The organism is Ottowia flava (genome assembly GCF_008017535.1).
In the GTDB taxonomy this organism is placed as follows: domain Bacteria; phylum Pseudomonadota; class Gammaproteobacteria; order Burkholderiales; family Burkholderiaceae_C; genus Ottowia; species Ottowia flava.
Genome location: NZ_VRUA01000010.1, coordinates 44237 through 70849, shown reverse-complemented (window position 1 = coordinate 70849; position 26613 = coordinate 44237). Strand labels below are relative to the sequence as shown.

The 26613-nt window shown below is 68.2% G+C and carries 25 protein-coding genes; 18 read left to right on the top strand and 7 right to left on the bottom strand.

The annotated features are described in order from the left end of the window. Window positions 1-183 precede the first annotated feature (183 nt). A complete protein-coding gene (gene radA / locus FVQ98_RS11540; protein WP_147913590.1) occupies window positions 184-1605 on the bottom strand; it encodes a DNA repair protein RadA in 1422 nt (473 codons plus the stop codon). Between the two features lie 102 nt (window positions 1606-1707). Between radA and FVQ98_RS11535 the strand changes: the two genes are divergently transcribed. After that, window positions 1708-2937, top strand: a complete 1230-nt coding sequence (locus tag FVQ98_RS11535; RefSeq protein ID WP_147913589.1) for an MFS transporter — start codon at window positions 1708-1710, stop codon at window positions 2935-2937. A 266-nt stretch (window positions 2938-3203) separates the two neighbouring features. After that, window positions 3204-3791: a GAF domain-containing protein gene (locus tag FVQ98_RS11530; RefSeq protein ID WP_147913588.1), complete on the top strand. Its 588-nt coding sequence runs from the start codon at window positions 3204-3206 to the stop codon at window positions 3789-3791. A gap of 7 nt (window positions 3792-3798) precedes the next feature. Here the strand turns inward: FVQ98_RS11530 and FVQ98_RS11525 are convergent, their stop codons facing one another. Genes FVQ98_RS11525 through FVQ98_RS11515 form a run of 3 tightly spaced genes read right to left on the bottom strand, consistent with a single transcriptional unit; the run spans window position 3799 to window position 5851 of the window. Further along, a complete protein-coding gene (locus FVQ98_RS11525; protein ID WP_147913587.1) occupies window positions 3799-4047 on the bottom strand; it encodes a hypothetical protein in 249 nt (82 codons plus the stop codon). Continuing rightward, window positions 4044-5105: an NAD(P)H-dependent flavin oxidoreductase gene (locus tag FVQ98_RS11520; protein WP_147913586.1), complete on the bottom strand. Its 1062-nt coding sequence runs from the start codon at window positions 5103-5105 to the stop codon at window positions 4044-4046. The genes FVQ98_RS11525 and FVQ98_RS11520 overlap by 4 nt, the downstream gene beginning before the upstream one ends. 20 nt (window positions 5106-5125) lie before the next feature. Beyond that, on the bottom strand, window positions 5126-5851 hold the full coding sequence (locus FVQ98_RS11515) for an aldolase (protein WP_147913585.1): 726 nt from the start codon (window positions 5849-5851) through the stop codon (window positions 5126-5128). Window positions 5852-6034: 183 nt separating this feature from the next. Here FVQ98_RS11515 and hpaR point away from each other — a divergent pair, with 183 nt between their 5' ends. From hpaR to FVQ98_RS11445, 14 genes are all read left to right on the top strand, one after another. Continuing rightward, window positions 6035-6541, top strand: coding sequence for a homoprotocatechuate degradation operon regulator HpaR (gene hpaR / locus FVQ98_RS11510; RefSeq protein ID WP_147913584.1), 507 nt, complete (start codon window positions 6035-6037; stop codon window positions 6539-6541). Continuing rightward, complete coding sequence (locus FVQ98_RS11505; RefSeq protein WP_147913583.1) at window positions 6538-7242, top strand: fumarylacetoacetate hydrolase family protein; 705 nt, start codon at window positions 6538-6540, stop codon at window positions 7240-7242. The genes hpaR and FVQ98_RS11505 overlap by 4 nt, the downstream gene beginning before the upstream one ends. Next, a complete protein-coding gene (locus tag FVQ98_RS11500) occupies window positions 7239-8036 on the top strand; it encodes a fumarylacetoacetate hydrolase family protein (protein WP_147913582.1) in 798 nt (265 codons plus the stop codon). Before FVQ98_RS11505 ends, FVQ98_RS11500 begins: the two co-directional genes overlap by 4 nt. 12 nt (window positions 8037-8048) lie before the next feature. Further along, on the top strand, window positions 8049-9518 hold the full coding sequence (gene hpaE / locus FVQ98_RS11495; RefSeq protein WP_147913581.1) for a 5-carboxymethyl-2-hydroxymuconate semialdehyde dehydrogenase: 1470 nt from the start codon (window positions 8049-8051) through the stop codon (window positions 9516-9518). A 59-nt stretch (window positions 9519-9577) separates the two neighbouring features. Beyond that, on the top strand, window positions 9578-10546 hold the full coding sequence (locus tag FVQ98_RS11490) for a tripartite tricarboxylate transporter substrate binding protein (RefSeq protein ID WP_147913675.1): 969 nt from the start codon (window positions 9578-9580) through the stop codon (window positions 10544-10546). 186 nt (window positions 10547-10732) lie between these two features. Then, window positions 10733-11656: a 3,4-dihydroxyphenylacetate 2,3-dioxygenase gene (gene hpaD, locus FVQ98_RS11485; protein ID WP_147913580.1), complete on the top strand. Its 924-nt coding sequence runs from the start codon at window positions 10733-10735 to the stop codon at window positions 11654-11656. Between the two features lie 14 nt (window positions 11657-11670). Next, a complete protein-coding gene (locus tag FVQ98_RS11480) occupies window positions 11671-12129 on the top strand; it encodes a 5-carboxymethyl-2-hydroxymuconate Delta-isomerase (RefSeq protein ID WP_147913579.1) in 459 nt (152 codons plus the stop codon). A 4-nt stretch (window positions 12130-12133) separates the two neighbouring features. Further along, window positions 12134-12949, top strand: coding sequence for a 2-oxo-hept-4-ene-1,7-dioate hydratase (gene hpaH, locus FVQ98_RS11475; RefSeq protein WP_147913578.1), 816 nt, complete (start codon window positions 12134-12136; stop codon window positions 12947-12949). Window positions 12950-12958: 9 nt separating this feature from the next. Beyond that, window positions 12959-13786, top strand: coding sequence for an aldolase/citrate lyase family protein (locus tag FVQ98_RS11470; protein ID WP_147913577.1), 828 nt, complete (start codon window positions 12959-12961; stop codon window positions 13784-13786). 25 nt (window positions 13787-13811) lie between these two features. Then, on the top strand, window positions 13812-14594 hold the full coding sequence (locus FVQ98_RS11465) for a class II aldolase/adducin family protein (RefSeq protein ID WP_147913576.1): 783 nt from the start codon (window positions 13812-13814) through the stop codon (window positions 14592-14594). Between the two features lie 38 nt (window positions 14595-14632). Next, window positions 14633-15619 (top strand): 2-dehydropantoate 2-reductase, encoded by a 987-nt coding sequence (locus tag FVQ98_RS11460; protein WP_147913575.1) that lies wholly within the window; start codon window positions 14633-14635, stop codon window positions 15617-15619. A gap of 55 nt (window positions 15620-15674) precedes the next feature. After that, window positions 15675-16580 (top strand): EamA family transporter, encoded by a 906-nt coding sequence (locus FVQ98_RS11455; protein WP_147913574.1) that lies wholly within the window; start codon window positions 15675-15677, stop codon window positions 16578-16580. A 272-nt stretch (window positions 16581-16852) separates the two neighbouring features. Then, complete coding sequence (locus tag FVQ98_RS11450) at window positions 16853-17659, top strand: YecA/YgfB family protein (RefSeq protein ID WP_147913573.1); 807 nt, start codon at window positions 16853-16855, stop codon at window positions 17657-17659. A gap of 331 nt (window positions 17660-17990) precedes the next feature. Continuing rightward, complete coding sequence (locus tag FVQ98_RS11445; RefSeq protein ID WP_147913572.1) at window positions 17991-19238, top strand: nucleoside recognition domain-containing protein; 1248 nt, start codon at window positions 17991-17993, stop codon at window positions 19236-19238. A 29-nt stretch (window positions 19239-19267) separates the two neighbouring features. Here FVQ98_RS11445 and FVQ98_RS11440 read toward each other — a convergent pair whose 3' ends face one another. After that, window positions 19268-20425: a choice-of-anchor U domain-containing protein gene (locus FVQ98_RS11440; protein WP_147913571.1), complete on the bottom strand. Its 1158-nt coding sequence runs from the start codon at window positions 20423-20425 to the stop codon at window positions 19268-19270. Window positions 20426-20819: 394 nt separating this feature from the next. Between FVQ98_RS11440 and FVQ98_RS11435 the strand changes: the two genes are divergently transcribed. Further along, entirely contained in the window at window positions 20820-22589 is a 1770-nt protein-coding gene (locus tag FVQ98_RS11435) for an ATP-binding response regulator (RefSeq protein WP_187265710.1), read from the top strand. A gap of 678 nt (window positions 22590-23267) precedes the next feature. Then, the gene (locus FVQ98_RS11430) at window positions 23268-24701 is read left to right on the top strand and encodes a sensor histidine kinase (protein ID WP_187265709.1); all 1434 of its coding nucleotides are present in this window, start codon (window positions 23268-23270) and stop codon (window positions 24699-24701) included. Window positions 24702-24858: 157 nt separating this feature from the next. Here the strand turns inward: FVQ98_RS11430 and FVQ98_RS11425 are convergent, their stop codons facing one another. Continuing rightward, on the bottom strand, window positions 24859-25500 hold the full coding sequence (locus FVQ98_RS11425) for a response regulator transcription factor (RefSeq protein ID WP_255507749.1): 642 nt from the start codon (window positions 25498-25500) through the stop codon (window positions 24859-24861). A 175-nt stretch (window positions 25501-25675) separates the two neighbouring features. Then, window positions 25676-26599 carry a 16S rRNA (cytidine(1402)-2'-O)-methyltransferase gene (gene rsmI, locus FVQ98_RS11420; RefSeq protein WP_147913567.1) on the bottom strand — a complete coding sequence of 308 codons (924 nt, stop codon included), beginning with the start codon at window positions 26597-26599 and terminating at the stop codon, window positions 25676-25678. Window positions 26600-26613: the final 14 nt, after the last annotated feature.

Genomic DNA, 26613 nt, shown 5'->3' with positions numbered 1-26613 from the left:
TGGGCGGCCGCGCCCATCGCGCGGTAGCGTCGCACGGCGCAGAGGGCATCCACCCTCAGCGTTGCCAGCCCGATGATGAGACGACCGCCTTCGCTGGTTTTTAGGCGATCTAGGCCTGCAGCCCTAAATGGATAGGCGCTGGCGGCTATTGATTTTGAAGTAAACGTCGACGGGCGATGCGGCTCAGTCCAGCCCACGCACCAGCGCCATCGCTTCGTCCACGCGCTCCACGGCGTGGATGGTCAGGCCTTCGAAGGCCTTGTCCGCCTTCTTGGGCGCGTTGGCTTTAGGCACGACGGCGACGGAGAAGCCCAGCTTGGCGGCCTCCTTCAGCCGCTCCTGCCCGCGCGGCGCGGGCCGCACTTCACCGGCCAGGCCGACTTCACCAAAGGCCAGAAAACCCTTGGGCAACGCCTTGCCACGCAGGCTGCTGGTGATGGTCAGCATCACCGCCAGGTCGGCCGCGGGCTCGCTGATGCGCACGCCGCCCACGGCGTTGACGAACACGTCCTGGTCGCCCGTGGCCACGCCGGCGTGCTGGTGCAGCACCGCCAGCAGCATGGCCAGGCGGTCGCGCTCCAGGCCGACCGACAGGCGCCGCGGGCTGACGCCGCCGGTGTCGACCAGCGCCTGAATCTCCACCAGCATCGGCCGCGTACCTTCCAGCGTCACCAGCACGCAGCTGCCGGGCACGGGCTGGCTGTGTTGGCTGAGGAAAATCGCGCTCGGGTTGCTGACTCCTTTCAGGCCTTTTTCCGTCATGGCGAACACGCCGATCTCATTCACCGCGCCAAAGCGGTTCTTGATGGCACGGATCAGCCGGTACGACGAATGCGTGTCGCCCTCAAAGTACAGCACCGTGTCGACCATGTGTTCCAGCACGCGCGGGCCGGCCAGCTGGCCGTCCTTGGTCACGTGGCCGACCAGCACGATGGCGCAGCCACTGGACTTGGCCCAGCGCGTCAGGTGCGCCGCGCATTCGCGCACCTGCGCCACGCTGCCCGGCGCGCTGGTGAGCTGGTCGCTGTACACGGTCTGGATGGAGTCGATCACCGCCACGGCCGGGCGCTGCTCGGCCAGCGTCGCGAGGATGCGCTCCAGCTGGATCTCGGCCAGCACCGCGACCTGCGAACCGGTGATGCCCAGCCGCCGCGCGCGCAGGGCGACCTGGGCGCCACTCTCCTCCCCAGTCACGTAGAGCGTGCCGCCACCTGGCACTTCGCCACCACCCGGCGCCGGCAAGTCCGCCCGCTGCAGCGCGTCCAGTGCCTGCAGCAGCAGCGTCGACTTACCGATGCCCGGGTCGCCGCCGATCAGCACCACGCCGCCTTCGACGATGCCGCCGCCCAGCACGCGGTCCAGCTCAGGCTGGCCGGTGGGCGTGCGCGCCACGTCCACTGCTTCGATCACGGCCAGCGGCCGCACCGGGCTGTTGGGCGCGAGCGACGCAAAACCCGCGCCTAAACGGTTCTTGCCTGCGCCCGCCGTTTCCGGCACGCTCTCGACCAAGGTGTTCCAGGCACCGCAACCGGGGCACTTGCCCAGCCAGCGCGGACTTGACGCGCCGCATTGGTTGCAGATGAAGGTGGTTTTGGGACTGGCCATGAAACGATGGTACTGGGGTGGGTCTGATGGCTTTTCAGGCGCCGTGAATCGGGCAAAACCCGGCTACCATGCGCGCACTTTAGAGAAGGACGGAGACTGTCAATGATCGCTGCAGAAGCTGAGGTGCACCCCCCGGTATCGAGAAACCGCTTGCTCTTCACCTCCGGCATGGGCTGGATGTTCGACGCCATGGACGTGGGGCTGCTGTCCTTCGTGCTGGCCGCGCTCAAGGCCGACTGGGGCCTGTCGGCGGGGCAAATGGGCTGGCTGGGCGCCATCAACTCCATCGGCATGGCGGTGGGCGCCATGATGTTCGGCATGATGGCCGACCGCATCGGCCGCAAGCACGTGTTCATCATCACGCTGCTGCTGTTCGCCATCGCCAGCGGCCTGTCGGCCTTTGCCACCACGCTCACCGTGCTGATGGTGCTGCGCTTTTTCATCGGCATGGGCCTGGGCGGCGAACTGCCGGTGGCCAGCACCTACGTGTCCGAACGCGTGCCTGCGCACGAGCGCGGGCGCATCGTCGTGCTGCTGGAAAGCTTCTGGGCGCTGGGCTGGATCCTGGCCGCGCTGATTGCCTACTTCGTCATTCCACGCTTCGACAAGGACATGGGCTGGCGCGTTGCGCTGATGCTGGGTGCGCTGCCCGCGGTGTACGCGCTGTACCTGCGCCGCAAGCTGCCCGACGACAAGCCCACCGCGCCGCCATCGGCCGGCATGCCCTGGTCGGCGCGGCTGGCGGCGCTGTGGTCCGACGAACACCGCCGGTCCTCGCTGATGCTGTGGGTGCTGTGGTTCACCGTCGTGTTCTCGTACTACGGCATGTTTCTGTGGCTGCCCAGCGTCATGGTCGGCAAGGGCTTTGCGCTGATCAAGAGCTTCGAGTACGTGCTGCTGATGACGCTGGCGCAGCTGCCCGGTTACTTCACCGCCGCCTGGCTGATTGAACGCATGGGCCGCAAGTTCGTGCTGGTGGTCTACCTGCTCGGCACTGCGGCCAGCGCCTGGGCCTTTGGCAACGCCAACACCGAAGGCGCACTGCTGCTGTACGGCGCGCTGCTGTCCTTCTTCAACCTGGGGGCCTGGGGCGCGCTGTACGCGTATTCGCCTGAAAACTACCCCGCCGCCATCCGCGCCAGTGGCGTCGGCATGGCCGCGGGCGTCGGGCGCATCGGCGGCATCCTGGGCCCGCTGGCCATCCCGTTCCTCGGGGCTCAGGGCTGGAGCACCGGCGCCGTATTCACCCTGTTTGCCATCACCATCGTCATCGGTGCGCTGGCCGTGGCGCTGCTGGGGCGTGAAACCAAGGGCGAGCTGGCGGTGCAATAAAGGTCGGCCGCCGGCCGGCCCGGCCGTCGCTTTCCAAAGTGGCGATCACTGGAAGTTGCTATTGTTTGAGTAGCTGCCTGCGCAGATACTTCTAAGGCTGGTGGACGTTTTCATCCAAAATCCCCCAGCCCCTGGGGGTATTGGAACTTTTGATTGCGTCGCACGCGCTCAGCGGCCGACAATCGGCCTTCACCCTTGGCTTCACGACGGGCAGGCCGACTGCCCGCACCGACAGGCAGCGCCGGCTGCCGGGACCTGACAACCACATGAGCGTGCATCTCTGGGACTACGCGCCCGACGCCCTTGAAGTGCATGTGAGCGAGTTGCTCCTTGCCACCGCCACCCGCAGCGACACCCTGGTGGACGACACCGTGCGCGAAGTGCTGCACGACCTGCGCAAGCACCTGGCCATGGAGGTGATCTTCCTGTCCGAAATCCGCGACGGCCAGCGCAACTTCAAGCACGTCGACACCCAACCGGGCTGCGAGCTGATCGCCACCGGCGGCGGCTCCAGCCTGGAAGAATCCTTCTGCCAATGCGTGCTGGACGGGCGCCTGCCGCAGCTGGTGCACGACGCGGCCACGCACCCGGCCTTTCCGCTGCTGCCGGCCACGCCGTTTCGCGTCGGCGCGCACCTCAGCACGCCGATCGTGCTGTCCGACGGGCGCGTGTACGGCACGCTGTGCTGCTTCAGCCAGACCGCCGACCCGACGCTGACGGAGCGCGACCTGCTGAAGCTGGCCAGCGTTGCGCGGGTGGCAGCCAAGCGCATCGACGCGCGCCTGCAGAGCGTTCGCGACGAAGAAATGGCGCGCTGGCAGATCGAGCCGGTGCAGCCGCCGCCGCGGCGCTGAAGCCGCGCTAGCCCGCGCTGCTGCTGGCCTGGTCGGCCAGCGCCACCACGGCGCCGATCGCGCCGCGCGCCTGTGGGCTGTTGTGCCAGCAGGTGCTGCGCATCATCTGCGAAATCTGCTTGGTGACGGCCAGCGGGTCCAACCCGGCCAGCTGCGCCAGCGAGGTGTAGCCCGCCTGTTCCAGCCGCTGCACCACCGTCGGCCCCACGCCCTTGAGCGCCAGCAACTGAGCGCGTTCTTCGGCAGAGAAGCTCATGCGGCGGCGTGCTCCAGGCCCTGTGCCAGCGTCTGCGTGATCTCGGCCGCGGGCGCGGCGCGGCAGTGCTGCGCGTTCTGGCCGCTCCACAGCGGCGTGAAGTCGGTGCGGCCCAGCTTTTCGGCCGCCGCGCGCAGGGGCGCGGCAAGCGCCGTGGCCAGCGGGAAGGCAGGCGCGGCGGCGCTGATCGGCCCTTGTTCGCGCACCATCCGGTTGACGATGCCGCGCGCCGGGCGGCCGGTGAAGCAGTTGGTCAGCGCGGTGTGTCGTGCGGCTTCAGACTGCAGCGCGGCGCGGTGCAGGGCGGTCGTGGTGGCCTCGTCGGCGCACAGGTAGGCCGTGCCGACTTGTACCCCGGACGCGCCCAGCGCCATCGCCGCGCGCACGCCCGCCGCGTCGGCGATGCCGCCCGCGGCGATTACTGGCACGTGCAGCGCCGCCACCAGCTGCGGCAGCAGGGCGAACGTGCCCATCTGCTCGGTCAGGTCGTCGCTGAGGAAGTGCCCGCGGTGGCCGCCAGCCTCCAGACCCTGGGCGATCACGGCGTCGGCGTCATGCTCCTGAAGCCATAGCGCCTCGCGCACGGTGGTGGCCGACGAGAGCACAAAAGTGCCCTGATTCTTGAGGGCCTGCAACAGCTCGGGCGCCGGCAGTCCGAAATGAAAGCTGACCACGCGCGGCTTGAATTCGGCCATCAGCGCGGCCGACGCGGCGTTGTACGGCGTGCGGCCCGCCCCGGCGGGCACAGCGTTCACGTCCAGGCCCAGCTCGGCGTAGTACGGCGCCAGCGCCGCGCGCCAGGCCGCGTCGCGCGCGGCATCGGGCTTGGGCGGCGTGTGGCAGAAGAAGTTGACGTTGTAGGGCAGGCCGCTGGCGGCCAGGCGCTCCAGTTCGGCGCGCAGGGCGTCGGGCGCCAGCATGGCGGCGGGCAGCGAGCCCAGCCCGCCCGCGGCGCTGACGGACAGCGCCAGGGCGCTGCCCTGCACGCCGGCCATGGGCGCCTGGATCAGTGGCCAGCGCGTGCCGAAGGCAGAGGTGAGGGCAGTGGATTGGGTCATGGGCGGATTCTGCCGCGCTGCTACAGCTTGCGCCGCAGCGCCTCGAAAAACAGCTCGGACTGCAGGCGTTCGCCCAGCGTCTGCGCCGCCACGCGCGCCGCCAGCTCGGCGCTGGCCGGCGCCAGCGGCCGGCCGGTGGCGCGCGCCAGCACCTCGGCCTGGCAGGCGCGTTCCAGGTAGTACAGATCGTCGTAGGCGTGGTCGATGCGCGCACCGCACACCACCACGCCGTGGTTGCCCAGGAAGACCACGTCGGCGTCGCCCATCGCGCGGGCGATGCGCTCGCCCTCGTTGGCGTCCAGCGCCAGGCCGTTGTAGTGCGCGTCGGCCGCCGTTCGGCCGTGAAACCGCATCGCGTTCTGCGACAGCGTGGTGTCCAGCATGCGCAGGTCGATCAGCGTCAGCGCCGTGGCGTGCGGCATGTGCGTGTGCATCACGCAGGCCTGCCCGCACAGGCGGTGGATGGCGGCGTGGATGAACATGGCGGTCGGCTCGACTTCGCGCCGTCCGGCCAGGCGCTGGCCTTGGCTGTCGACCATGACGATGTCGTCGGCCTCGACCTCGCTCCACATCAGCCCGCGCGGGTTCAGCAGGAAGCGCCCCGAGGCGTCCGGCAGTTCCACGCTGAAGTGGTTGCACACGCCTTCAGCCAGACCGTGGAACGCCGCGGCGCGCAGGGCCAGCGCGAGGTCGGCGCGCAAGCGGCGCACGGGCGGTGCGTCGAAATCCGAGGCGTGAATGGACATGGCGGTCAGGTCTCCGGTGCGGCGGCGAGTGGGGTACGGGGCCATGGTCTCACACCCGGCGCGGCTTGGGAGGGCGCGTCGGCTGCCCCCGTCTTGCGGCCTGCGATGGGGCGCCGCAGCGCCCCGCGGGGGACCGTGCGGAGAAGGCTTGCACGGGTGCAAGATATTTAATACATTAAATAAATGCCCCGCCCTGCCCGATTTCGCCACCGCAACCTTCCCTTGCTGTTGCTGAAAGCACGTGAGGCGCTGATGGAGCGCCGCCGCCCCGCGCTGCGCAGCCACGGGCTGTCGGACCAGCAGTGGCGCGTGCTGCGCGTGCTGTCCGACCCGGCGCATGCCGAGGGGTTGGACACCGGCAGCCTGGCGCGCGAAGCACATCTGCTCAGCCCCAGCCTGACCGGCATGCTGGCGCGCATGGAGCGCGACGGGCTGGTGCGGCGCCAGCGCAGCGAGCAAGACGCGCGCCGCAGCGTGGTGTTTGCCACCGAAGCCGGGCTGGCCGTGGCCAGCGCGTTGCGCGTTGCGATAGAGGCGCAGTACGAATCGCTGGAAGCCCAGCTCGGCCAGCACAAGCTGGAACAACTGTACGCCCTGCTGGACGACCTGATCGCCCTGCAGGGCGACGAAGAGGAGAACGAACCGATGACCGACGATCTGCAGCCCATGCCAGACGAGGTGGCCCGATGAGCGCCAGCGCCTGGCTGCCGACCGGGACGGTGTACGGCACGCTGCTGAACTTCCGCCGCGAGGCCGAGCTGTGGGCGCCGCGCATGACCGAGGCGCCGTACAAGGCTGCGCCGCGCGCGCCGGTGCTGTACGTGAAAACGGCCAACACCTACGCGCCGCAGGGCGCCGCCGTACCCGTGCCGGGTGAGGTGGACGTGGGCGCCAGCATCGGCCTGGTGATCGGTGATGGGTGGTCAGAATCGGCTCAAGCGCTACAACCATCAGCGCAAGCAGCTATTAATATGGTAGCAAAAACTTTGCCGCCCATCGCAGGTTGCGTGCTGCTCAGCGACCTGAGCCTGCCGCACGACAGCTATTACCGCCCCGCGCTGCGCTATCGCAACCGCGACGGCTTTCTGGTTTGCGGCCCGGCCCTGCGTCCCTTGGCCAAGCTCGCCGACGTCGGCGCGATCGCCCTGGACGTCAAGATCAACGGCAGCACCGTGCAAACCGTCTCCCTCGCCAGCCTGGTGCGCGATGCCGCCACCTTGCTCGCCGACGTGGCCGAGTTCATGGCGCTGGAGCCGGGCGATGTGCTGATGGTCGGCACCGACTGCTTGGCGGACGGCACGCGCCCGCGCGCCAAGGCGGGTGACCGCATCGAGATCAGCTCGCCCGGCTTCGCGCCGCTGGTCCACACGCTGGCACAGGAGGCCACATGAAACATGCGCGCATCGCCTGGTCTGGCGCCGTGCACGACGCCGTGGCCGTGGACGGACAACTGCAACTGCTCACGCCCGGCCTGCGCGGCCAGCGCGTCGGTTTTGACGACGTGGTCTGGCTGCCGCCGCTCACGCCCACGCCGCCGCACCGCCCGCGCAGCGTGCTGGCGCTGGCGATCAACTACGCCGACCACGCGCGCGAGCTGGCTTTCAAGCCGCCCGAGGAGCCGCTGGCGTTCGCCAAAAGCGCCTCGTCGCTGATCGGCCACCGCGCGCGCACCGTGCGGCCGGATGGCGTCGAGAACATGCACTACGAGTGCGAGCTGGCCGTGGTCATCGGCCGCGAGGCGCGCCGCGTGAAAAAGGGCGACGCTTACGACTACGTGCGCGGCTACACCGTGGCCAACGACTACGCCATCCGCGACTACCTGGAAAACTGGTACCGCCCCAACCTGCGCGTGAAGAACCGCGCCACCTGCACGCCCATCGGCCCCTGGCTGGTGGACGCGGCCGACGTGGCCGACCCCATGCGCCTGGCGCTGCGCACCACGGTGAACGGCCAGGTCACGCAGCAGGGCACGACGGCCGACATGGTGTTCGACGTGGCCACGCTGATCGAGTACTTCAGCAGCTTCATGACGCTGTACCCCGGCGACCTCATCCTGACCGGCACGCCGGACGGCGTGGTCAATTGCCCGGTGGGCAGCGAAGTGGTCTGCGAGATCGAGGGCATCGGCGCCCTGCACAACACCATCGTTTCTGAACCAAATCGGGCGCTAGCCCAGGCCCAATAAGCGCGAGCAGCTATGAAAATTGATCATCTGATTGACGGAAAGGCGGTCGCGAGCGACACCTATTTCGAAACCGTGAACCCCGCCACGCAAGCCGTGCTGGCCGAAGTGGCCGCCGGAGGCGAAGCCGAAATGCACGCGGCCGTGGCCGCCGCCAAGGCCGCGTTTCCGGCGTGGGCCGGCCTGCCCGCGACCGAGCGCGCCAAGAAGATCCGCGCCCTGGGCGAGCTGATCGCGAAGCATGTGCCCGAGATCGCCAAGACCGAAACCGATGACACCGGCCAGACCATCAGCCAGACGGGCAAGCAGCTCGTGCCGCGCGCGGCCGACAACTTCAGCTACTTCGCCGAGATGTGCACGCGGGTGGACGGCCACACCTACCCCACGCCCACGCACCTGAACTACACGCTGTTCCACCCGGTGGGCGTGTGCGCGCTGATCAGCCCGTGGAACGTGCCTTTCATGACCGCCACCTGGAAGGTCGCGCCCTGCCTGGCCTTCGGCAACACGGCGGTCCTCAAGATGAGCGAGCTGTCGCCACTGACCGCGGCACGCCTGGGCGAGCTGGCGCTGGAGGCGGGCATTCCGGCCGGCGTGCTCAACGTCGTGCACGGCTACGGCAAGGAAGCGGGCGAGCCCCTGTGCGCGCACCCCGACGTGCGCGCCATCAGCTTCACCGGCTCGACCGCCACGGGCAACCGCATCGTCAAGACCGCGGGCCTGAAGAAGTTCAGCATGGAGCTGGGCGGCAAGTCGCCCTTCGTCATTTTTGACGACGCCGACCTCGACCGCGCGCTGGATGCCGCCGTGTTCATGATCTTCAGCAACAACGGCGAGCGCTGCACCGCCGGCAGCCGCATCCTGGTGCAGCAAAGCATCTACGCCGACTTTGCCGCCAGGTTCGCTGAACGGGCGAAGAAGATCGTGGTGGGCGACCCGCAGGACGAGAAGACCATCATCGGCCCGATGATCAGCCAGGGCCACCTGTCCAAGGTGCGCAGCTACATCGACCTGGGGCCCAAGGAAGGTGCGACCCTGCTGTGCGGCGGCATCGACCGGCCGTCCTACGCGGCGGAACTGCCCGCGCACGTGGCCAAGGGCAACTTTGTCTGGCCCACGGTGTTTGCCGACGTGGACAACCGGATGCGCATCGCGCAGGAAGAAATCTTCGGCCCGGTGGCCTGCCTGATCCCGTTCAAGGACGAGGCGGACGCCATCCAGAAGGCCAACGACATCGAGTACGGCCTGTCCAGCTACGTCTGGAGCGAGAACATCGGCCGCGCCCACCGCGTGGCCTCCGCCATCGAGGCGGGCATGTGCTTCGTCAACAGCCAGAACGTGCGCGACCTGCGCCAGCCCTTCGGCGGCACCAAGGCCAGCGGTACCGGGCGCGAAGGCGGCACCTGGAGCTATGAGGTGTTTCTGGAGCCCAAGAACGTGGCCGTGTCGATGGGTTCGCACCACATTCCGCACTGGGGCGTCTGAGTCCAGACGCGCCTTTCCATTTCCAGCAGTACCAGGAGAACCCCATGAACCCGACCGCCATCACCCGCCGTCATGTGTTGCAAGCCGGTGCGGCCGCCGCCGCGCTGCCGTGGCTGGCCAGCGCGCAGGCGCAAGGCACGTGGCCGAGCAAACCCTTGCGCATCGTCGTGCCCTTCACGCCGGGTGGCACGACCGATTTCGTCACGCGCCTCGTCGCGGCCGAGACCAGCAAGATCCTGGGTCAGCCCATCGTCGTGGAGAACAAGCCCGGCGCCGGCACGGTGATCGGGGTGGACAGCGTGGCCAAGGCGGCGCCCGATGGCTACAGCTTCGTCACGGTGGCCAACAGCTTCACGGTCAACCAGACGCTGCTCAAAAAACTGCCCTACGACACCCTCAAGGACCTGCGCCCGGTGGCGCTGATGGGCTTGTCCGAGCACGTGCTCGCCACCTACCCCGCCAGCGGCCTGAAAAGCGTGGCCGACATCGTGGCGCAGGCCAAGGCCGGCAAGAAGCTCAGCTACGCCTCGTTCGGCCAGGGCACCTCGGCGCACCTGGCGGGCGAGATGCTCAACAGCCAGCTGGGGCTCGACCTGGTGCACGTGCCCTACAAAGGCCAGGCGCCGGCCTTGAACGATTTGTTGGGCGGTCAGGTGTCGATGATGTTCGGCAACTGGCCCGAATTCCGCGGCCACGTCGAGGCCGGCAAGCTGGTGGCCATCGGCATGGCCACGGCCAAGCGTTCGGTGTACGCCCCCAACATCCCGACACTGGCGGAGCAAGGCGTGGACGTCGTGTCGAACTCGTGGAACGGCCTGCTCGCCCCCGCGGGTGTGCCCGACGAGATCGTGCAGCGCATGAACGCGGCCGTGAACCAGGCCATGCAGACGCCCACGGTGGTCGAAGCCTTCAAGAAGGGCGGCATCGCCGCCAAGTCGGGCACGCCGGCGCAGTTCGCCGACTTCATCCGCAGCGAGATCGCGCGTTATGCCGAGGTGATCCGCAAGGCGGGGATTACGGCGGAATGATGGGGCTCCCCCCTGAGGCGCTGACGCGCCTTCCCCCCTCTCTCTTCGCGCTGCGCGCTGCGGGAGGGGGGACAACGCCAGTTGCCGGCGCAGGTCCGGCAACGGCGTTCGCTGGGGTGGCGGGCTTCGCCGCCACGGGTTCGCGATCCGCCCGAGGCTGATCACACTTCTTCAAGGAGACACACCATGGGCAAACTGGCATTGGCCGCCAAGATCACCCACGTGCCCAGCATGTACCTGAGCGAGCTGCCCGGCCCGCGCCAGGGCACGCGGCAGGACGCGATCGACGGTCACAAGGAAATCGGGCGGCGCTGCCGCGAGCTGGGCGTGGACACTATCGTGGTGTTCGACACGCACTGGCTGGTCAACGCCAACTACCACATCAACTGCGCGCCGCACTGGGAAGGCACCTACACCAGCAACGAGCTGCCGCACTTCATCCGCAACATGGGCTTTGCCTGCCCCAGCAACCCCGAGCTGGGGCGTTTGCTGGCGCAGGTCTGCAACGAGCACGGCGTGGAAACGCTGGCGCACGACGCCACGACGCTGGGCCCCGAATACGGCACGCTGGTGCCCATGCGCTACATGAATGCCGACCAGCACTTCAAGGCGATCTGCGTGTCGGCGCTGTGCACCAGCCACTACCTGAACGACAGCGCCCGATTGGGCTGGGCCATGCGCGAAGCGGTGGAAAAGCATTACGACGGCACCGTCGCCTTCTTCGCCAGCGGCTCGCTGTCGCACCGCTTTGCGCAGAACGGCCTGGCGCCCGAGTTCGCCTTCAAGGTCTGGAGCCCGTTCCTGGAGCGGCTGGACCACGACGTGGTCGGCATGTGGCAGCGCGGCGAATGGGCCGACTTCTGCGCCATGCTGCCCGAGTACGCCAGCAAGGGCCACGGCGAAGGCTTCATGCACGACACCGCCATGCTGCTCGGCGCGCTCGGCTGGTCGGCCTACGACGGCCAGGTCGAGGTGGTCACACCGTACTTCGGCGCATCGGGCACCGGGCAGATCAACGCCATCTTCCCCGTCACGCCGCAAGACGGCAGCGCCGTACCGCAGCCCGAAGCTTCGCGCGCCGGCAGCTACCGTGCGTTTCCGCGGCTGTAAGCAGGGCGCCGCGCATGCCGCACCTGGTCATTCTCTACACCAGCAACCTCGACGCCGTGGTCGACATGCCCGCCCTGTGCCGCGACCTGGCCGACGCCATGATCGGCGTGCGCGACGAGAGGGGCGAGGCGGTCTTTCCGACCGGCGGCACCCGCGTGCTGGCCTACCCGGCGCCGCACTTTGCCGTGGCCGATGGGGGCGCTGCTGGCCGTGCGCAGGGCGCTGGCAAGACGGGCATCACCGGCAATGACCCGGGCGAATACGGCTTCATGTACCTCAACCTGCGCATGGGTCGCGGGCGCACCGCTGCTATACAAACAGAAGCTGGTCGCGCAATCCTGGCCAGCGCCAGAGCTCGATTGGATGCTGTGATGGCGAGCCGGCACATTGGCCTGACCTTGCAGATCGACGAAGGCCCGGAGGTGTTCGACGCCAAGCACAGCACCCTGCACCCCTTGTTCAAGAAGAGCTGATCGCATGCTGACCGACGACCAAATCCAAGACCTCGCCGCCGAGCTGCAGCACAGCGAAACCTCGCGCGTGCAGCTCGAGCATTTCTCCAAGCGCTTTCCCGGCATGACGATCGAGGACGGCTACCGCATCAGCCGTGCCTGGGTGGCGATGCAGCTGGCCGCGGGCAGGCGCGTGATCGGCCACAAGATCGGCCTGACCTCGCGCGCCATGCAGCAGGCCAGCCAGATCGACGAGCCGGATTACGGCACGCTGCTTGACTCCATGCTGTTCACCTGCACGCCCGGCGAGGTGCTGGACATCCCGTTCACGCGCTTCATCGCACCACGGGTGGAGGTGGAGCTGGCCTTCGTGCTCAAGGCCGATCTGACCGGCCCGAACGTGGATGTGGAACAGGTGCTGGCCGCGACCGACTACGTCACCCCCGCCATCGAGATCATCGATTCGCGCATCGAGCAGTTCGACCGCCACACCAAGGTCATGCGCAAGGTCTACGACACCATCAGCGACAACGCCGCCAACGCCGCCATCGTGGTGGGTGCCGAGCGTGCCGACGCGCGCGCCACCAACCGCCCCTGGGTCGGCGCCATCCTGCGCCAGAACGGTGCGGTCGAAGAAACGGGCCTCGCCGCCGGCGTGCAGGGCGACCCCGCCATCGGCATTGCCTGGCTGGCCAACAAACTCGCGCCCTGGGGCGAATCGCTGAAAGCCGGGCAAACCGTGCTGGCCGGCTCGTTCACGCGGCCGGCGGCGGCCAAGCAGGGCGATGTGTTCGACGCCGACTATGGGCCGCTGGGCCGGTTGCAATTCCGTTTCGTCTGAAAGACCGCTATGCAAACCCCCGTCAACGCTTTCAAACAAACCCTCGCCGCCGGTCAGCCGCAGATCGGCCTGTGGCTCGGCCTGGCCAACGCCTACAGCGCCGAGATCTGCGCCGGCGCCGGCTTCGACTGGCTGCTGATCGATGGTGAACACGCACCCAACGGCCTGACCGACATCCTGTCGCAGCTGCAGGCGATCGCTGCGTACCCGGGCACGCACGCCGTGGCGCGCGTGCCCATGGGCTACGGCCACCAGGGCGCGGTGCTGATCAAGCAGTACCTCGACTTGGGCGTGCAAACCCTGCTGGTGCCGATGGTCGACACGGCCGAGCAGGCCGCCGAGCTGGTGCGCGCCACGCGCTACCCGCAGGACGACGGCCAGGGCGGCATCCGCGGCATGGCCGGCGCGCGTGCGTCGCGCTGGGGGCGTTACCCGCAGTACGCCAAGGAAGCCAACCAACAGGTGTGCCTGCTGGTGCAGGCCGAGACCACCGAGGCGCTGCGCAACCTGGACGCGATCGCGTCCACGCCCGGTGTGCACGGCGTCTTCATCGGCCCGGCCGACCTGTCCGCGTCGATGGGCCACGTGGGCAACCCTGGGCATCCGGAAGTACAAGCCGCCATCGAAGACAGCATCGCGCGCATTCGCCAGGCCGGCAAGGCGCCCGGCATCCTGACGTCGGACGAGGCGCAGGCGCGGCACTACCTGACGCTGGGTGCCCAGTTCGTGGCGGTGGGGCTGGACACGCAGATTCTGGTGCGCCAGACCAGCGCGCTGGCGGCAAAATTCAAGGACGTTGCGCCGCCGCCCGCGCCTGCCAAGGGCAGTGTGTACTGAGCGCGACCCGAACGAGGAGACCCGCATGCAACGCGACCAAGCCGCCGCCACCGCGCGGCCCGAACTGCACCCCGACGAACTCGCCGCGCGCCAGCAATTGGCCGCGTGCTACCGCGTCTTCGCCCTGCTGGGCTGGACGGAGATGATCTACAACCACATCACGCTGCGCCTGCCCGACAGCGTGACCGGCGGTGAGAAACAGTTCCTCATCAACCCCTTCGGCCTGCACTACACCGAGGTCACGGCGAGCAACCTGGTCAAGGTCAACCTGGCGGGCGACATCCTGGACAGTTCGGTCTACCCCATCAACCCGGCAGGTTACGTGCTGCACAGCACGATCCATGCGGGCATCGAAGGCGCGCATTGCGTCATGCACACGCACACGACGGCGGGCGTGGCCATCGCCTCGCTGGCCAGCGGCCTGTCGCAAAGCAACTTCTACAGTGCGCAGCTGCACGACATGGTGGCCTACCACGACTTCGAGGGCATCACCATCCACGCGGAAGAAGGGCCGCGTGTGCTGCAAAGCATCGGTCAGCGCTCGGCCGTCATCCTGCGCAACCACGGCCTGCTGAGCTGGGGCCAGACGCTGCCGCAAGCCTTCGCCGTGCTGTGGACCTTGCAGCGCGCCTGCGAGATCCAGCTGGCCACGCAAAGCATGGGCGCGCCGCTGCCGGTGCCCGAAGCCATCGCGGCCAAATGCACGCGCGACTCGCTGCAGTTCGATCCGAAGCGCGGCGCGGGGCAGGACGTGTTCAACGCGCTCGTGCGGCAGATCGATCGGATCGATTCGAGCTATAAAAATTGAAGCTGCCTGCGCAGATGGTTGTAAGGCTGGAGGCCTAAATGATTCAAAAAGTGGCAATCTACGGCGCCGGCGCCATCGGCGGCTGGATGGGCGCGTGGCTGGCCGCGGCTGGCGCGCAGGTCAGCGCGGTGGCGCGCGGCGACACGCTGGCGGCCCTGCGCGCCCACGGTCTGCGCCTGCGCGATGGCGACCAGGAAACGACCTACCCCGTTCACGCCAGCGACCAGCCGGCCGACCTGGGGGTGCAGGACCTCGTCATCGTGGCCGTCAAGGCGCCCGCCATGCCCGACGTGGCGCGTGCCATCGGCCCGCTGGTCGGGCCGCAGACGGTGGTGCTCACGGCCATGAACGGCGTGCCGTGGTGGTTTCTGCAGGGCTTTGGTGGCCCGGCCGAGGGTCGCACGCTTGAATCGGTGGACCCGGACGGCACCATTGCGCGCGCCGTGCCGGCCGCGCAGGTCATCGGCAGCGTGGTGCACGCGAGCTGTGCCGTCGAGGCGCCCGGCGTGGTCCGCCGCCACAAGGGCGCGGGCCTGATCATCGGCGAGCCCGCTGGCGGCGATTCGCCGCGGCTGCAGGCGCTGGCCGAGCTGCTCACGCGCGCCGGTTTTGAGCTGACTGTGTCGCCGCAGATCCAGAAGGACATTTGGTACAAGCTGTGGGGCAACATGACGATGAACCCGATCTGCGCGCTGACCGGTGCCGCCAGCGACCGCGTGCTCGACGATGAGCTGGTGCGCGGTTTCCTGAGCGCCGTGATGCTGGAGGCGCGCGAGATCGGCGCGCGCATCGGCATCCCGATCGATCAGGCGCCCGAAGACCGCCACGCGGTCACGCGCAAGCTGGGCAGCTTCAAGCCGTCGATGCTGCAGGATGTCGAGGCGGGCAAGCCGGTCGAGCTGGACGCGCTGGTCGGCGCGGTGCGCGAGCTGGGCGCGCTGACCGGCGTGGCCACGCCGTCCACGGACGCGCTGCTGGGCCTGGCGCGCCTGCACGCGCGCACGCGCGGGCTGTACCCGGCGTGACACAGGCGTCGCCCACGCGCCAGTCCTGGCGCAGGCGCGCTGGGATGATGGGCGCATGACCGCGCCCACCCGAGCCTTGAGCGGCCTGGCTTTCGCCACGCTGCTGTGCATTGCCCTGCTGATGGGTGCCAACCACGTGGCCGCGCGCATGGCCTTCAACCACGGCGTGGACGTGCCCACGGCCGTGATGTTCCGCAGCCTGGTCACCGCCGCGGTGGTGGGCGCGTTGCTGATGATCAACCGCGTGCCGCTCACGCTGACGCCACGCCAGCGCAAGGCGCTGCCGGCGATCGGGGTGCTGATCGCCATCCAGAGCGTGTGCCTCTATTCCGCCGTGGCGCGCCTGCCGGTCGCGCTGGCGCTGCTGGTGTTCAACAGCTTTCCGCTGATGACCGCGCTGTGGGCGCGCCTGTTGTACGGCCACCGGCCCGAGCGCGCGTTATTGATCGCCATGCCGGTGATTCTGATCGGGCTGGTGCTGGCGCTGGACGTGCTGGGCGCGGCGTCGGGCCTGGGCGCGGCCGGGCAATGGCGCGAAATCGGCGCCGGCGTGGCGTTTGCCGTGGGCGCGTCGGTCACCTTCGGGCTGGCGCTGGTGTTGACGCAGCACGAGGCGGGCGGCCTGGACGGGCGCCTGCGCACCTTCGCCACCATGGCCATGGTGGGCGTGCTGGCCGCCAGCGCGGTGCTGGTCGGCGGCGGCCCGGCGCTGCCCACGGCGACGCCCGGCTGGTGGGGCTTGGCGCTGCTGACGCTGCTGTACGGCACCGGCATCACGCTGCTGTTCACCGTGCTGCCGCGCCTGGGCGTGGTCGGCAACTCGGCCATCATGAACGTCGAGCCGGTGTTCGCACTGATCCTGGCGTGGCTGATCCTCGGCCAGGCGATCGCGCCGGTGCAGCTGGTCGGCGCGCTGATCGTGGTGGGGGCGGTGATGTGGCTGGGCACGCGGAAAAAGTGAGCACCCCCTGAGCCGCTGACGCGGCTTCCCCCTCCAGGGGGACGACGTCAGTGCCCGGCGCAGGTCCGGGCACGGCGTCTGCGGGTTTGGCCTGCTCCGCGGCCATTTGGGGCGGCTTGCTGCGCAGCCTTGGACGGAGGCGTGTTGACGGCGAGGGGCTTTTGCAGCGCGGCCGCGGTCGCCTGGCTTGAACGGCGTAACTTGCGGCGGTGAGGGGCCACCGTCCAACCAGCCGCGCTACCATTTGCGCTCTTGCCCACTGCACCAGCACCATGACGACCGACCAGACGCCTGCGGGCGGCGATGACGCCGCTGAATTCGACGATGCCACCAGCGCGACGCTGGACACGCTGGAGGATGTGCTGGACGCGGTCCGCGAGCGTGACCCGGACGTGCCGCAGTGGGAGTTCTGCGAAGGCGTGATGACGGCGATGCTGGTGATGCGCCGCACGGTCGACGAGACCGAATGGCTGCAGGCGATCTTCGGCCGCGAGGCCGGTGACGTGTTCGCCAGCCCGGCCGAGCGCACGCGCTTTGTCATGGGCTGGATGGAGCGCGAAGCGCAGCTGCGCCACGCGCTGGACAACCCGGTGGAAGAGCTGGACGCCGACGGCGCGCTGGCACCGGCCGTGATGGACTGGCGCGGCCTGCTCGCCACGCTGCCAGAAGAAGAGCGCGCCGAAGCCGCCGATCCGGACGAGCCGCCACCCGCGCTGGCGCGCCTTTGGGCCTTGGGTTTCATGCACGCGGTCGACGTCTGGGAAGACGACTGGGCGCCGCCGCGCGACCCCGAGATCGCCGCCATGATGGCCGACGCCCTGCAGTGCATCGCCGACCTGCTGGACGACGACCGCGGCGCGCCCGCCATGAACCTGTACGACCCGGAAGGCCCGCCCAGCGTGAGCGAGGCGCGCTTCGAGACCTTTGGCGAAGCGCTGTGGGCCGTGTACGACCTGCACGACATCGCCAAGAGCCTCGGCCCGCGCCAGCCGCCCGTGCGCAACGACAACAAGGTCGGCCGCAACGACCTGTGCCCCTGCGGCAGCGGCAAGAAGTACAAGAAGTGCCACGGGGCGTAAAGGATCGCCCCCCCCCACGTTCCACGCGCTGCGCGATGTTTCGCCACCCCCCGTGCGGGAGCGCCGCTGTTGACCGGTGCGCGCCCGGCCAAGGCGGCCACTGGGTCGGCCTGCTCCGCGGTCATTGGCGCAGTGATCGGCGCGGCGTCGCCGGGCTTTGGCTGGCCGCGTGGTTGCACAAAGCGGGTCAAAGGATCGCTCCCGCGCTGCTTGTGCGACGGGATGTGTTGCTGTCTCCGCTTCTGTCCTGACTGCCGTGCGTCGTGAGCTGTCAAATCAGCTATATCATTGATAGCTGGTCGCGCAGGTGGCTGTAGCGCTGGAGGCTGATTTGGTTCTGAACTTCGTCTGGCTGGGTTTCTTTCTCAGCGCCTTCGTCGCGGCACTGGGGCAGACGCTGGCGGGCGACTGGACGGTGTTTCCGCGCCTGCTCACGGCCATGTTCGACGCGGCCAGAACCGGTTTTGACATCTCCATCGGCCTGGTCGGCATGATGGCGCTGTGGCTGGGGCTGATGAAGATCGGCGAGCGCGCCGGCATGATCGACGCCTTTGCGCGCGGCGTGAACCCGGTGTTCCGCCACCTCTTTCCCGGCGTGCCTCGCGGCCACCCGGCACAGGGCGCGATGACGATGAATCTCAGCGCCAACCTGCTCGGCCTGGACAACGCGGCCACGCCGCTCGGGCTGAAGGCGATGCAGGAGCTGCAGTCGCTCAACCCGAAGCCTGACACGGCCACCAACGCGCAAATCATGTTCCTGGTGCTGAACACCGCCGGGCTCACGCTGATCCCCACCTCGGTCATCGCCATTCGCCAGACGCTGGCCGTTAAGCAGGGCTTGGTCGGCTTCAATGCGGCCGACATCTTTCTGCCCACGCTGGTCGCCACCGCCTGCTCGCTGCTGTCGGCCCTGGTCGCGGTGGCCTGGGTGCAGCGGCTGCCACTGTGGCGCGCCGGCTTGCTGCTGCCGTTCGCCGGCTTCGCCGCCGTGGTGGGGGCGCTGGTGCTGTGGCTGTCGCACTACCCGCCCGATCAGGCGGCGCAGCTCATGGGCTTGGTCGGCGCTGGCTTCATTCTGGCGGTGGTCGCGGCGTTCTTGGTGGCTGGCGCGCTGCGCCGCGTCAATGTGTACGACGCCTTCATCGACGGGGCCAAGGACGGCTTTGGCGTGGCCGTGGGCATCATCCCCTACCTGGTCGCCATGCTGGTGGCGATCGCGGTGTTTCGCGCGGCAGGCTTGATGGACTTGCTGATGGGCGCCATCACCGCGGGCGTGTCGGCGCTGGGGCTGCCGACCGACTTCCTGCCGGCGCTGCCGGTGGGGCTGATGAAGGTGCTGTCCGGCTCCGGCGCGCGCGGGCTGATGGTGGACGTGATGCAGACCCACGGCGTCGATTCGTTTGCTGGCAAGCTGGCCGCCATCATCCAGGGCTCGACCGAAACCACCTTCTACGTGCTGGCCGTGTACTTCGGCAGCGTCGGTGTCAAGCACACGCGCCACGCGCTGCCCTGCGCGCTGTTCGCCGATGCGGTGGGCTTGGTGGCGGCGATCGCCGTGGCGTACCTTTTCTTTCGATGAGCGGCCCCGCAAGGCAAGAAGACAGCGCCCTAGGGTTTTGACCGGCGGTACCGCAGCCGCCGTCTTCCCGAGAGGCCGAGCATCAACGCGGCGGCGGCCAGCGCCCACACGCTTGCCGTGGGTACCGTGCTGATGGCGGTGCCCGTGCCGGCGCCCCCTTGGTCAACAATGGTGCCGTTGGTCTGCAGGTCGTCATCGCCCAGGCCGCCATCGGTGATCGTGAAAGTGGCCGTGTTTCTGACGATCGACGCCGGCATCACGTACCAGTGCGGCGTCCGGTTGTCAGGTGTCGGCCCCCACTTGTAGTACTGGGTATTGGCGGGAAGCGTTTGCGGGTAGGCCACTTCCAGCGTGATGTTGGCCGCGCCTCCTTCGACGTTGGAACACTGCGTGGCGCTGAAGTCAAACAGTCCGTGCGGGAACGCCACCCCAGCGGGCGTGCTGGGGGACGCTGACGGCTCGGTAGCGATGTAGCGAGTCGTGGCGGCGAACCCGCAGGCGTCGCCGCCGCCAGAGAGCGCGGCGGTGATGGTGCCAGTCCCGGTGGGCGATGGCGCGCTGTAGATCTTGTTGCCGGCCAGCGGCGCCGAGCACGCAGCCGCGCTGCCGCCTTGGCTGCCAGCGCATGACCACGTCCACGGCCCACTGCCGGACACCGCTGAAGCGGTGCCGACCTGACACAGGTTGGCGGTGGGTGGGCTACTGGCCGCAACACCAGTGGCAGCGCCACACGTGCCGTCGACGGCGCTCAGGTCGGTGTTGACCACGGGGCCGCCAACACCCGTCGTGCAATTCCAGGTGAACGCCGAGCTGTAGACCGGATGGGTCATGGCGGTGTCGGTGTAGGTGTAGACGGTGAGCGTCACCGGCGTGTCCGGGGCGGCGTTCAAGCCCCAGGCTGACGGGAAACTAAACCCATAGCCAATAGGCCCGCCTGCTGCGAGTGGGCCGTCTCCTGACGAGCGGTGACCGACGAAGTTCGGTGCGGTGACGGTGAAGTTCACGTAGACACCGGTCGCGCCAATGTTGGTGGCTTGAATCGTACCTGAGACAACATTCCCACCCGAGCAGGTGTCGCGGGGCTGACCGAGGTTGGCAACGACCACCTGCGCGGACGACGCCGCGTGGGCCGGAAAGAGCGCACACATGCCCAGGGCAACGACGATGGTTTCGATGAACGGCTTCATACGGGCTTTCGAGGTGAATCCCTTTCGGTCGCGCGTGCGCCGCGATGCGGCGCCGCAGGGCAAATCTAAGGAGATTCTTAGGTGCTCACCAGTGCCGAAAGTCATCTCTCTCTCCAGAAGACTTGCGGCATGGATTTCTTCGCTCTAACCCATGACTTTGGGCACTGGTGCCGGCAGGGTGTCGGACCTACAGTGCGCGTTCACGGTGCCTTGCAGGCCGGTCAGGGAGCCGCACGGTCTAACGGTACCTTGGTACTCATGGGACTGGGTGCTGGCGCGTCCCGCGCAGCGGCGCTGCGTCCCCGGCGGCGCATTGAAGTCAGCGCGCCATGCCATCTGGAGGGTGAGGGTGAACCAGGGCGCCCAAGGTTCAGTCAATGCGAGCGAACCGCCGTTGAGCTTGCCTGAGCGAGTCCGGCGTGAACAGTTACTGGCGCTGTTTCGCAACCGTGTCGGCGTGAACCTGGTCGCACTCCTGATCACGCTGCTCTTTTGGGTCGCGTGTTGGATGCGGTTGCGCAACCCCTGGATTCCGGTGTGGGGCGTCGCCCTGCATGCGACGCAGCTCTTGCCCATGCCCTGGTACCGACGCTTCTTCCTCGCCAGTGAACGTGGGCAGATCGATCCGACATGGGTCGTTGGGCTCCATGGGATCCTCATGGCCAGCGCACTGGTCTGGTCGGCAGCGCCCTGGCTCATGATGCCGGCCAACGACCTCACCATGACCACGGTGGTCGTGATCCTGATGATCGGCATCATCAGCGGCAGCGTTGCGTCGCTCGCCTCGGTCGCGCGCGTGATGTTCACGTTCACCGTTCCGGCGACCGCTGCGTTGTGCCTGGCCTTGCTGCGCCGCCCAGACGCGTTGCATGCCCTGTTGGCGCTGGCGGTGCTGGCTTATGTGGGCGTCACCTTGCGGTTCGCCTTGCGCCAGCACCACCTGGTGGCCGACGCGCTGGCCATGCGTTTCGAGAAAGAAGCGTTGGCCGAGCGCCTGGGCGAGCAGATCGCGGCCACGGAGCGGGCAAGCCAGGAGAAGACGAGGTTTCTCGCCACGGCCAGCCACGATCTGCGCCAGCCGCTGCACGCGATTGCGTTGTTTGGCGCAGCGCTTGAACACCAACTGCGTCAACGTGAGCGGGCCGAGCAGCAACTCGCTGTTGAGCTGATGCGCGGGGTGAACGCGCTCAGCGCTTCGCTCGACACGATGCTCGACATCTCGCGACTGGACGCCGGTGTGGTGGTGCCTGCCATCCAGGCATGTGTGCTCAACGACACGCTGTTGGCGGTGAGTGCCATCTTTGGCGGCGCGGCCGATGCCAAGGGCCTGCAGCTGCGTGTGCGTGCCACAAAGCTGGTGGTGCGAAGCGACCCCCAATTGCTGCTTCGCCTGCTGTCGAACCTGGTCGACAACGCGATCAAGTACACGCAGCGCGGTGGCGTGGTCGTGGTGGCCCGCGAGCGCGCCGACAGGGTGTGGCTGGACGTGTGGGACACCGGCGAAGGCATCGCTGGTGAACACGTCGAACAGATCTTCGACGAGTTCTTTCAGGTCGATAACCCGGGGCGCGATCGCGGTCGTGGCCTTGGCATCGGCCTGTCGATCGTCAAACGCCTGTCGCGGCTGTTGCATGCGTCGGTCAGCCTGCGCACGCGCCTTGGCGTGGGCAGCCGCTTTCGAATTGAGCTGGCCCACGCGGGCTCCGTGCAAGCACACGTTGTGACGCTGGAGGCGGCGCGCGAGGCGCAGTTGGGTGAGTGTCCTCGTCCGCGGCGCGTGCTGGTGCTGGACGACGAAGACAGCATCCGCTCCGCTTTGCTCGAGTTGCTGCGGGGGCACGGCATGCTGGCGAACGCTGCGTCGTCGGAATCGGCAGCGGATCGGGTGTTGGCCGACGCGCGCGCGGCCGGGCAGCCGTTCGAGGTGCTGGTGTGCGACCTGCGGTTGGCGAACGGTGCCAATGGGCTGGCGATTGGCAAGGCGCTGCAGCAGCGCCATGGCCCCGGGCTGGCCCTCCTGATCGTGACCGGCGAGACCGCGCCCGACGCGCTGCGTCAAGTTCGCGCGTCGGGCGTCACCGTGCTCTACAAGCCGGTTCAGGCGCAGCGCTTGCTCGCCACCATCTCCGCAGTGCAGGCCGAATCTATCCCGGAGAAACTATGAAAATAGTAGCTGATCGCGCAATATGGAAAGGCGCTATGGCTACTTTCAATATAAATGCTGGGTGAGCCCGGCGGCATTGGCGCCTAGCCGGTCGCGAGCGAGTAGGCGGCATCCAAAGCGACGGCAGCCACGGGCGTGTGACGTCCACCTCCAGAAATCGCCCCACGGCGCCGGCGTCCACTGGGCCGGCGGTCTGAACCCGACGAACGGATCGGTTCGCGGCCGTGTTGCGCGCTTGGCGCGGTGGACCGCGTCTGGATTTCGCGCAAGGTCTACTCGATGCCGTTGGCAGTATCCTGCGATGGCCTGCTCATGAAACTCAACGACGCCGATCCTGCCGCAGGATCATTCGAAGTCACTGCCGAGCGCATTTCGCGCGAGTTGCTTCACGGCCTGCACGCCACTTACCGCCCGTCTGGTTGGGGCGCTTTCGTGGCCATCGCCTTGTTCGGCGGCTTGTTCTACTGGCTTTTGCGCGATCCGAAGGTGCTGGGGTGGACGCTGGCCTTGTATGCCAGCGCAGCGCTGGTATGGCTCTGGTATCTGCGCTTCGATGCCGACGCCGGGCGCGTCGCGCCGCGTCCGCTTTCGTACTGGCTACCGCGCTTCTACGCCGTGCAGGCACTGGCGGGGGCTTGCTGGGGCGCTGCACCCTGGCTGTTTGTCCCGGTAGGCGATTTGCCGGTCACCGCCGTCTTGCTGGTGGTGGTGATGGGGCTCGCCAGCGCCAGCCAGGGCACGCTGTCGCTGGTGCGACACGGAATGGCGAGTCTTGTGCTTCCGATGATGCTGAGCGTGGCGATGGCGCTGTTGCGGCGACCAGACGCGTTGCACGTGGTGCTGGCGTTCTTCGTGCTTGCTCACATGGTGGTGGCCATCAAGCTGGCGGAGGGCCATCACCGGCTGCTGGTCAGTGCCTTACAGGCCCGGTTCGACAATCAGGCCTTGGCCGAGCGCCTGACCGAGCAGGTCGCGGCGACGGAACGCGCCAGCCAGGAGAAGACGCGGTTCCTGGCGGCCGCCAGCCACGATTTGCGCCAACCCCTGCATGCGCTGGCGCTGCTGGGCAGCGCATTGGAGCGTCGGTTGACTCAGCGCAGCGCCGTCGAAGCGCGCGAGGCGACCGACATGTTGCGTGCTGTGGACGCCTTGCGGGCATCCTTCGACGCGATGATGGATATCTCCCGACTGGACGCGAACGTGGTGGCGCCCGCGCGTGCGCCGGTCGCCTTGAACGCCGTTTTTGTCGAACTGCAGCGTGTCTTCGGACCCGCCGCGGAAGGCAGGGGGTTGGCGCTGCGCCTGCGGGCAACGCCATGGTGGGTCGACAGCGACGTCCAGCTGCTGGAGCGCCTGCTGTTCAACTTGCTCGACAACGCCTTGAAATACAGCGCGCGCGGTGGCGTGTTGGTGGGCGCACGCGCGCGCGGCACGCACATTTGGGTGGACGTCCTCGATACGGGGGTTGGCATCGCGCCGGAACACACCGAACGCGTGTTCGACGAGTTTTACCAGGTGGGCAACCCGGGTCGTGACCGCTCCAAGGGGCTAGGCATTGGCCTGTCGATCGTGCAACGCCTGGCAGCACTGCTGGACGCACAGGTGCATCTGCGTTCCGAGCCCGGCCGTGGCAGCCGATTCCGAATCGTGCTGCCACGCACCGCGGCGCCCTGCGCGGCCCCGCTGGCTGTTGAGGTGGCTGCGGCTATTAGCCCCAGGCCGCTGCCGCGACGTGTGCTGATTCTGGACGACGAACGCGATATCCGGCAGGCCACGCGAGCCTTGCTACGCGACCATGGAATCGACGCAGAAGCGGTGGCTGAAGAGGCGCCAGCCCTCGCCGCGCTGTGTCAGGCGCGGGATGCCCAGCAGCCTTTTCAGGTGCTGCTGCTCGACGGTCGGCTTGGTCACGGCGCGGACGGTTTGCAGGTGGCCCAACGCCTGCAGGCTGCGCTGGGGGCCGAACTGGCCCTGTTGCTCATCAGCGGGGACATCGAGCCCGATCGACTGCAACAGGCGCACGCTGCGAACGTGCCGATGCTCCCGAAGCCGGCGCACGCCGCCGCCTTGCTTGAGGCGCTTCGTCAGGTGCATGGCGCCATAAAAAAATAAGCTGCCGGCGAAGATTTTTCGGTCACCCGCGTTAAATTTGTCGGGCAAGGGGTTGCTCGACAAACTACGTCCTCGCGGCGCACGCTCGGTCGTCGGCGTCAGCGGCATCCTGCTGTGGGGCATCCGGAACGCTGCGATTCGCCGCGCGTTGCGGCGCTCAACGCAGACGGCTGATGAGCTGCGCGCGCGAACGAACGCCGAAGATCAGCAACAGCGCCGAGACATGGTTCTTGACGGTGCCTTCTGTCAGGTGCGCCCGCCCTGCGATCTCGCGGTTGGATTGTCCTGCCAGGACCCAGTCAAGCATTTCGGCCTGACGATGGGTGAGGCGCAAGCGTTCGCCGTCTCGCGTCTGGATCGTGCGCGTCGCATCACGGGCACCGTACGGACTTGACGCACATGGGCTCTCAGCGAGGGGCATCGCTGGGGGGCCAACCAGACCTTGCGCAGCCAGGTAAGCGATCACGTCGGCAAGGTGGCCAGCCTTGGGCAAGAAGGCGCGCGCCCCGGCCTGCAGTGCCTGTTGTCGGAGTGCCGGGTCGCTGTCGCCAGACAGTACGGCAATGGGGGCGGCGGGAAAGCGCGCCATGAATTCGCGCAGCCCCGACAGGCCGTGCGTGTCCGGCAGATGCAAGTCCAGTAAGACGAGCGTGATGCAGTGCTGGTGTTCCGCGTAGACGAGCAGGCCTTCGGCGAGCGTGCACGCTTCCAGCGTGTCGCTGGTCGGGCCGTCAGTGGCTTGTGCGGCCATCAGGGCGGCCAGGCCCAGCCGTACCAACTCATGGTCGTCTACGACCATGAGACGCGGACGGGCGGTGGAGAAAGCCGAAGCGCACGGGGCCATACCCCCTATGGTAGAGACCATAGTGCCGCCAGTGAAGTGACCAAAGTCATGGGCCCATGGCAGGTGGTCAGGGTGGTCAGGGTGGTCATCGGCAGACTGAGGTGCCTCATCGCGCCGTCCACGCGGCGTCTCAGCCGCCTTGATCGCGCCATTTCAGCGCCTGGTCGTACAGCGCATTGCGCGCCGCGCCGGTGATCTCCGCCGCCAGCTTGACGGCGGTTTTCAGCGGCAGCTCGGCCAGCAACAGGCGCAGCACGCGGTCTTCATCGCCCTGGTCGCTGGCGGCTTCGAACGGGTGCAGCACCAGCGCGAATTCGCCGCGCTGGCGCTGCGGGTCGGCGGCCAGCCAGGCGGGCAGGTCGGCGCAGGGCAGGGTGGTGATCTGCTCGAACTGCTTGGTCAATTCGCGCCCGACGGTGATGAGGCGCTCGCCCAAGGCCGCCAGCGCATCGGCCAGCGCGCCGATGCGGTGCGGCGCTTCCAGCAGCACGATGGCACGCGGCTCGGCCGCCAAGGCTTGCACGGCGTGAGCGCGCTCGCCGCTCTTGGCGGGCAGAAAGCCGGCGAAGACGAAGTGCCCGTCGCCCGACAGGCCCGCCACGCTGAGCGCGGTGACGACGCTGCTGGCGCCCGGCAAGGGCACCACGCGCCGCCCGGCCGCGGCGCAGGCGGCGGTCAGGCGCGCGCCGGGGTCGCTGATGGCGGGCGTGCCGGCATCGCTCACATAGGCCACGCGCTCGCCCGCCTGCAGGCGGGTCAGCACGGTCTGCGCGGCTTCCAGCTCGTTGTGTTCGTGCAGGGCGATCAGCGATTTGCCGTCGATGCCGTAGGCGCGCAGCAGTTGCTGCGTGTGGCGGGTGTCTTCGCAGGCGATGGCGTCCACGCGGTCCAGTACGTGCAGGGCGCGCAAGCCGATGTCGGCTAGGTTGCCGATCGGCGTGGCGACCACGTACAGCGCGCCGGCCGGATAATCCTGGCCACCCGCCGCGGCGCGCGCCGCCGCCAGCGCTGGCAGGAAGTTGGCGGGGCCCAGGGAGGGTTCAAATTTGGACATGGTTCATTGGTCTG